The sequence below is a fragment of the Parafrigoribacterium mesophilum genome (genome assembly GCF_039652555.1).
In the GTDB taxonomy this organism is placed as follows: Bacteria; Actinomycetota; Actinomycetes; order Actinomycetales; family Microbacteriaceae; genus Parafrigoribacterium; species Parafrigoribacterium mesophilum.
This window is the reverse complement of sequence record NZ_JBDJAF010000008.1, coordinates 1-6248: the sequence shown is the minus strand read 5'-3', so window position 1 is coordinate 6248 and position 6248 is coordinate 1. Positions and strand designations below refer to the sequence as shown.

7 protein-coding genes are annotated in these 6248 nt (G+C 65.4%); 3 read left to right on the top strand and 4 right to left on the bottom strand.

All coding sequences use genetic code 11. The features are described 5' to 3' along the window. Positions 1-21: 21 nt before the first annotated feature. Entirely contained in the window at positions 22-1131 is a 1110-nt protein-coding gene (locus tag ABFX56_RS15695; protein WP_346234305.1) for a PLL family lectin, read from the bottom strand. 163 nt (positions 1132-1294) lie between these two features. On the opposite strand from ABFX56_RS15695, the gene ABFX56_RS15690 reads away from it, so the two are divergent. After that, positions 1295-1789, top strand: coding sequence for a cation:proton antiporter regulatory subunit (locus ABFX56_RS15690; RefSeq protein ID WP_346234304.1), 495 nt, complete (start codon positions 1295-1297; stop codon positions 1787-1789). A gap of 15 nt (positions 1790-1804) precedes the next feature. Beyond that, the gene (locus ABFX56_RS15685) at positions 1805-3013 is read left to right on the top strand and encodes a cation:proton antiporter (protein ID WP_346234303.1); all 1209 of its coding nucleotides are present in this window, start codon (positions 1805-1807) and stop codon (positions 3011-3013) included. A 59-nt stretch (positions 3014-3072) separates the two neighbouring features. Here ABFX56_RS15685 and ABFX56_RS15680 read toward each other — a convergent pair whose 3' ends face one another. Continuing rightward, entirely contained in the window at positions 3073-3948 is an 876-nt protein-coding gene (locus ABFX56_RS15680) for an alpha/beta fold hydrolase (protein WP_346234302.1), read from the bottom strand. A 194-nt stretch (positions 3949-4142) separates the two neighbouring features. After that, positions 4143-4601, bottom strand: coding sequence for a MarR family winged helix-turn-helix transcriptional regulator (locus tag ABFX56_RS15675; protein WP_346234301.1), 459 nt, complete (start codon positions 4599-4601; stop codon positions 4143-4145). A 53-nt stretch (positions 4602-4654) separates the two neighbouring features. Between ABFX56_RS15675 and ABFX56_RS15670 the strand changes: the two genes are divergently transcribed. Then, a complete protein-coding gene (locus ABFX56_RS15670) occupies positions 4655-5716 on the top strand; it encodes a GNAT family N-acetyltransferase (RefSeq protein WP_346234300.1) in 1062 nt (353 codons plus the stop codon). A 20-nt stretch (positions 5717-5736) separates the two neighbouring features. Here the strand turns inward: ABFX56_RS15670 and ABFX56_RS15665 are convergent, their stop codons facing one another. After that, entirely contained in the window at positions 5737-5934 is a 198-nt protein-coding gene (locus ABFX56_RS15665) for a hypothetical protein (RefSeq protein WP_346234299.1), read from the bottom strand. Between the last annotated feature and the right edge of the window lie 314 nt (positions 5935-6248).

Here is a 6248-nt window from a genome sequence, read left to right as displayed (position 1 = left end):
GTGATCCGAGGCGGCAGCTAGTCAGACGGGCCTCCACACGAGCTCGATAATGTGGTGATCGGCCGAGGTGTAGTACACGTGTTGTGATGCGGTATCGACCTCGACAAACCCGTCCGGATTGCTGATCGAGCTCGGCGCATAGGGAGCCCCGGTCAGGTCGTGGTGGTGCCAGCCGGTGGAGTTCCACCACAGTTCGTGGATGTGATTGTCCACGCCCGCGTAGAGCACATGTTGCGTCGCCTCGGGCTGCCGGGGCTGAGCTTCAAAGGCGTATCCGGAGGGGACGGTGCCGCCGTACGTCGCCGGAGCGCCGGTCAGTCCGCTGAGGTCGGCGTGGTGCCAGCTGCCGGTTTGCCACCAGAGCTCGTGGATGTGGCCATCGGCTCCCCGGAAATTGACGTGCTGGGTCTGTTGGCCGCGAAACACGTATCCGGTGGGGTCGTCGGCAGCGGGCGGCGCCCCCGCGGACTGGGTGAGGTCATTGTGGTGCCAGGCGCCGGCCTGCCACCAGAGCTCGTGGATGTGGGCGTCTTTACCGAGGTACACCACGTGCTGGGTACCCTGTTGATCAAACACGTAACCGAACGGTTCACCGTCGGCGAGGGGAGCGCCAGTCACGGCGGTGAGGTCGCCACGATGCCAGCCGGTACCGTCATCGCGCCACCACAGTTCATGGATGTGCAGGTCCTGCCCCTGGTACACCACGCGCTGGGTACCCTCGGCGAAGAACTCGTAACCCTTCGGACCGCTCAACGCCAGAGGAGCGCCTGTCGCGGTAGTGAGATCGTGGTGTTTCCAATCGCCGTGCCTCCAGTACAGTTCGTGCACGTGTCCGTCGAACAACCCGCCGATGTACAGGATGTGCTGGGAGCCGGTGGTCGCGTGGATGTAAGCGGTCGGATTCCCGGTGGCGGCGGGCGCGTCCGCGGCATCCATCAGATCGGTGATGCGCCACTGATCGTTGTCCGGCGTCCAGTAGAGCTCGTAGAGGCGGCCTGTGGACCCGCCCGCCGACGTGAAGCCCTGGTACACCGCGTGCCGGGTGGACTGGGCGAAGAGGTAGGCCGCCGGTCCGAAGGTGGCGTGCGGCCCGTCGGTCCGCGCCGTCAGATCGTAGAGTTTCCAGCCCATTGCCCGATCCATCCATCGAGTGCGCCCCGACACCAATGTCGGCGAGAGGATTCACGCTACGCTGCGGGGCGATCCGGGGCCAGGGGGTGACCGACCGAACCAGCTCTCGGCCAACTGCCGAGTCTGGATGTCACTGGACAAGCCGCCCTGGTAGCGTTGCGGCATGGGCGTGCGCATTGAGAAAACCGACCTGCCAGGCATCGGAGTCCGGCACGATCTGGTGACCGCGCGGGGCCGGCGCATCGGTGTTGTCACGTATCGGGACGGCAGCCGCGAGCTGTCGATCTTCGATATCCAAGACCCGGATGCGTGCGCGTTCTCCATCCCGATGAGCGACGCCGAGGCTGCGACGCTGTCCGACATCCTGGGCGCCTCGTTCATGCTCAGCAAACTCACCGAACTCACGGATGAAGCTGCCGGCCTGTTCACGGAGCACTTGCTGGTCCCGACGGACTCCAACTATGCCGGTCGCCCGCTCGGGGCCACCCAAGCGCGTAGCAGAACCGGCGCATCCATCGTGGCCATCGTGCGCGACAAACAGGTCATCGCATCCCCCACTCCGAACGATGTAATCGAGGCGGGGGACTCGCTCGTTGCGGTCGGCACACGACAGGGTTTGGATTCGCTGGCCGACCTCATCGCCTCCAGCACAGGCTGAGCGGATGCCGACCCTATGAACGAGACAACTGTGATTCTCGTCGAGGTCGGTGGAATGCTTCTCGGCCTGAGCCTGCTCGGGCGGCTCTCCATGCGCTTCGGCATCTCACCAATCCCCTTATATCTGCTTGCCGGGCTTGTCCTTGGTACCGGCGGTGCGCTCGAGATGTCTGCGAGCCAGGACTTCTTCGAGATCGGCGCGGAGATCGGCGTCATCCTGCTCCTAGCCATGTTGGGGCTGGAATACTCCCCGGAAGAATTGATCGGCAGTCTCAAACGCTCCCGAATGGCGGGAATGCTCGATGCCCTGTTCAATGCCGTACCCGGTGCGGCGTTTGCACTGATCCTCGGCTGGGGACCGATCGCGGCGGTGGCCATGGCGGGGATCACCTGGGTATCGTCCTCGGGCGTGACCGCGAAACTGCTTCGCGACCTCGGTCGCGTTGGCAACCGCGAGACACCGGTGGTGCTGTCCATCCTGGTTATCGAAGACCTCGCGATGGCGTTCTATCTGCCGGTGCTTTCCGCTCTGGTGATCGGGGCGGCTCTTTTGCAGGGTGCCATTGCGCTTGTCATCGCCGTCGGCGTCGTGCTCGTCATCCTGGTGATCGCGCTTCGGTTCGGCCACCTGGTGTCGCGACTGTTCACGGTGGATCACGCGGAGCCGCTGCTCCTCGGTGTGCTCGGTCTGACGATGCTGGTGGCCGGATTGGCCGAGCAGGTGAGTGTGTCCGCCGCGGTCGGCGCCTTCCTTGTGGGGATTGCGCTCTCCGGACCCGTTGCCCATAACGCGACCCAACTGCTGTCGCCGCTGCGGGACCTGTTCGCCGCCATCTTCTTCGTCTTCTTCGGTCTGGTGACCGATCCGGCCGGCATCTGGCCGGTGCTCGTCCCGGCCCTGATACTTTCCGCGCTCACGATCGGCACCAAGGTCATGAGCGGTTACCTGGCTGCCAAGCGAGCCGGAATCGGCGTACCGGGCCGTTGGCGCACCGGATTCGTGCTCACTCCACGCGGTGAGTTTTCCATCGTCATCGCCGGACTCGCGGTTGGCGCCGGCGTGGAGCCACAGTTGGCGCCACTAGCCACCGCATACGTGCTGATCACTGTGGTCGCCGGGTCCGTGTTGGCGAGGGTGCCGGACACATCCTGGTTCCCCAAGCTCGCTCGGTATCCACGATCGGTGCCGGCGGTGCAGGTCAGTCAGCCGCCAGCCAGCGCCTAGGGCAGCACACAGGCCCCTCGCCAGTCCTCACCGTGGATGTCGGTGACTCGCGAAGGGACTCAGGAACGTTCCAGCAGCCAGTCCATCGCCAAGGGGCACGCGTCGAGCACGGAGATATGACTATCGCGCGGTCGAAGCCACAGTTCCGGCCGCAAGCAATGACGCACCAGCCAGTCGGCATGCGCGGGCGGCACGACCCGGTCCTCGCCGCCCTGCACGAACAGGACGGGCGCGCTGATGTCGGCCAAATCGAATCCCCAAGGTTGCACGTAGGCTACATCGTCGTCGATCAAGCCGTCAGGCCCAGCACTCGACGCGACAGCGACATCCGATCCAAGCGATGCCCAGCGTCCATCAAGCGCGGCGTAGTCGGCAGCAGTGAACGTTGCAGAATCAAATACCTCCGTTTGCGCGAAGGTCTCCCGCGCCTGCCGGCCGGCCACAGCAGCGCGCAAAGCCGCTCCGTCGCCGATCATGCCGCCGAAGTAGTCGAGTCCTTCGGCGCCGAACGGGGCAAGGCTCGCCAGGCACGCCACCGCCGACACCCTCTCGGGCAGCAGAGCGGCGCAGGCGAGCGCGTGCGGCCCGCCGCCCGAGGCGCCCATTACGGCAAATCGTTCGATGCCGAGCGCATCGACAACCTGCTCCACGTCGGATGCCGCCGAGGCGACGTTCCGTCCAGGTTGCCGGGTGGACCCACCGTAGCTAGGCCGCGCATAAGATACGAGGCGGACTCCGCGTTTGGCGGCGGCATCCAGCAGCGGCTCGAGCGCCGCACCGGTCTGCGGGGAGCCGTGATGCCAGAAAATGGTGAACGCGGCAGGAGAACCGTCGCCGACCTCACCACTGTCATGGATGCGCAGCATGCGTCCGTCGCGCAGCCGGAGGTCGGAGGACATCTGCACAGCGTAGTAGTAGTCGTCGTCGTAAGCCATGACGTCGCGGCAGACTGGGTCAATGATCCGACGTGAATACGAACCAGGGCATCGCCCGGTTATCGAGCCCCGGTTCGCGGGCCGTGCTGGAACGCTCGGTTCCGCTGCCCAACACGCCGGACCTTGAGCGCGCGGCGAATTCGTCACCGCGACTCTGGGGTAGCCCAAGGATGCTGTCCTCGCGGTCAGCGCGATTACTCGAGGCCAGCCGGGAGGTCGGCGATCCGGTTCGAGATCCGCTCGAGGCTGGCCAACTCCGCCGGGGTAAGGTGATCGATCAGCCGCGCGCGCACCGAGTGCAAATGGTGCGGTGCGACCCGGGACAGCGCCGACCGACCAGACTCGCTGAGACGTAGCAGGCAACCACGCGCATCCGAGGCATCGGCCTGCTTCTCGACGAGGCCGCGGTCGGCCATCCGCGACACATGCCGCGAGAGCCGGCTTCGGGACCACTCCATCTTGGCGGCCATCTCCTTCAGCGGCCACCGGCCATCCGCCTTCTCCGAGAGCGTGCTGAGCACCTCATAGTCCGGCGTGGAGAGCCCCTGGGCAGCGAGATCGCGGCCGAGGCGGGCGGGCAGGGCCACGAGCAAGCGGTTGATCGCCCGCCAGGCGCGCTCCTCATCCGCCGTCAGCCACCGAGTCTTCGTCACACCGCACACCCTACAGTTGGTTACATGTAATCGATAGTCTAAGCTTCGTTTACATGTCACAGATAAATCCAGTGCGCGTCCTCGTCATTGGCGCCAGCACCCGGCCCAGCCGCATCGGCGCAGCAATCACTGAGTGGTTCCTCCAGACCACAGGCGAACGAGCTCAGCAACTCGGGGTTACCTACGATCTCGTCGACCTCGCGGAGCTCCAGCTACCCTTCCTCGACGAGCCGGAGCACCCGTCCGCCGGCCACTACCAGCACGAGCACACCCGGGCCTGGTCCCGGCGGGTTGATGCCGTCGATGCGGTGATCGTGGTCACCCCCGAGTACAACTACGGGATGCCGGCGACGCTCAAGAACGCCTTCGACTACCTGCACCGCGAGTGGGCGTGGAAACCCATCGCCTTCGTTTCCTACGGCAACACGTCCGCAGGCACCCGCGGTGTGCAGATGAGCAAGCAGGTCGCCACCACGCTGCGGATGGTCCCGTGTGGCGCCACGGTCGCGCTGCGCATCACCGATGAGACGCGGGATGGAGCCATGCGCCCGAACCCGGTGCGCGACGCCAGGGCACTCGGCGTGCTGGAGGAGATCACCCGCCTCGCGACGACCCTGCGCCCGATGCGCAGAACATCCGTTCCTACCGATTCGCTGCCGTTGGCGGGTATCGATCTGCACCGCGCCGACGGTTCGGATGCGGCAGAGCTGCTGGTGCTGCAACGCTGCTGCTGGATGCAGGAAGCGTTCTCGAACGAGACCATGGAGATTCCGGCGCTCCAGGAAGATTTCGCGGACGTCGTCGCCTGGATCGAGGAGTGGTCGGTGTGGTGCCTGCGGGACGGCGGGCGTCTCGTCGGTGCGGTGCGGGCTCGCACGCAGGGGGACGAGTGGGAGATCGGGCGCCTGATGGTCGCCCCAGACTACGCAGGCCACGGCATCGGGCGCTGGCTCCTGCACTACGCGGAGCAGCAGGTTCCGACGCCAGTGCAGCAGATCACGCTGTACACCGGGGCTCGGAGCCTTCGCAATATCGACATTTACCAGCGCGCGGGCTTCGTGCTGGACAATGTTCCCGTGCCCGCTGGAGTGGTGCATCTGAGCAAGCGGGCGTGACGCGTGTCAGCACGGATGCGCTAAGCGCCGATGAGCGTCAGCACGTGATAGACGACGTAGACGGGCCAGACCAGGGCCCGCAGCAGTCCTAGGATCACGTGCCTAAAACTGCCGTCGGATTCGGACACGAAGTAGATGGCGGCTCCCACATACGCCAAAAGGAATACGAAGCCCCAGGGCCCGGCCCGTTCCACGATTCTGCGGTTGCTTCCGGCCATGCGTACCTCCTCGGCGGCAGCCATCGACCCGCTCAGAGTACAGGCGGGGCAGGGTGATTCAAGGGCCCTGCGGTCCAGGTCACGGCCACGCTTCCACGGCCGGAACCGCTCTCGTACCAACGCCCGATCGCGCCCGCTTTGCCGCAAATATAACGGTTTGGTAACGGTGTTGTAGCTGGGTTGGTAGGGGGGTGGTTTTGCTGGTTTTTGGGGGTTGGGATGTCGGTGGCTGGTGGGATTGTTGGGGTTATGGAGCAGCCGTTGCAGTTTCTGGAGGACGACGTGAAGTCGTTGCGCCGGACGTGGGTTGGTGC

Coding starts and splice junctions, on each gene's coding strand:
- ABFX56_RS15695 (WP_346234305.1), bottom strand. CDS start 1,131: ATGGGCTGGAAACTCTACGATCTGACGGCGCGGACCGACGGGCCGCAC.
- ABFX56_RS15690 (WP_346234304.1), top strand. CDS start 1,295: ATGGGCGTGCGCATTGAGAAAACCGACCTGCCAGGCATCGGAGTCCGG.
- ABFX56_RS15685 (WP_346234303.1), top strand. CDS start 1,805: ATGAACGAGACAACTGTGATTCTCGTCGAGGTCGGTGGAATGCTTCTC.
- ABFX56_RS15680 (WP_346234302.1), bottom strand. CDS start 3,948: ATGGCTTACGACGACGACTACTACTACGCTGTGCAGATGTCCTCCGAC.
- ABFX56_RS15670 (WP_346234300.1), top strand. CDS start 4,655: ATGTCACAGATAAATCCAGTGCGCGTCCTCGTCATTGGCGCCAGCACC.
- ABFX56_RS15665 (WP_346234299.1), bottom strand. CDS start 5,934: ATGGCCGGAAGCAACCGCAGAATCGTGGAACGGGCCGGGCCCTGGGGC.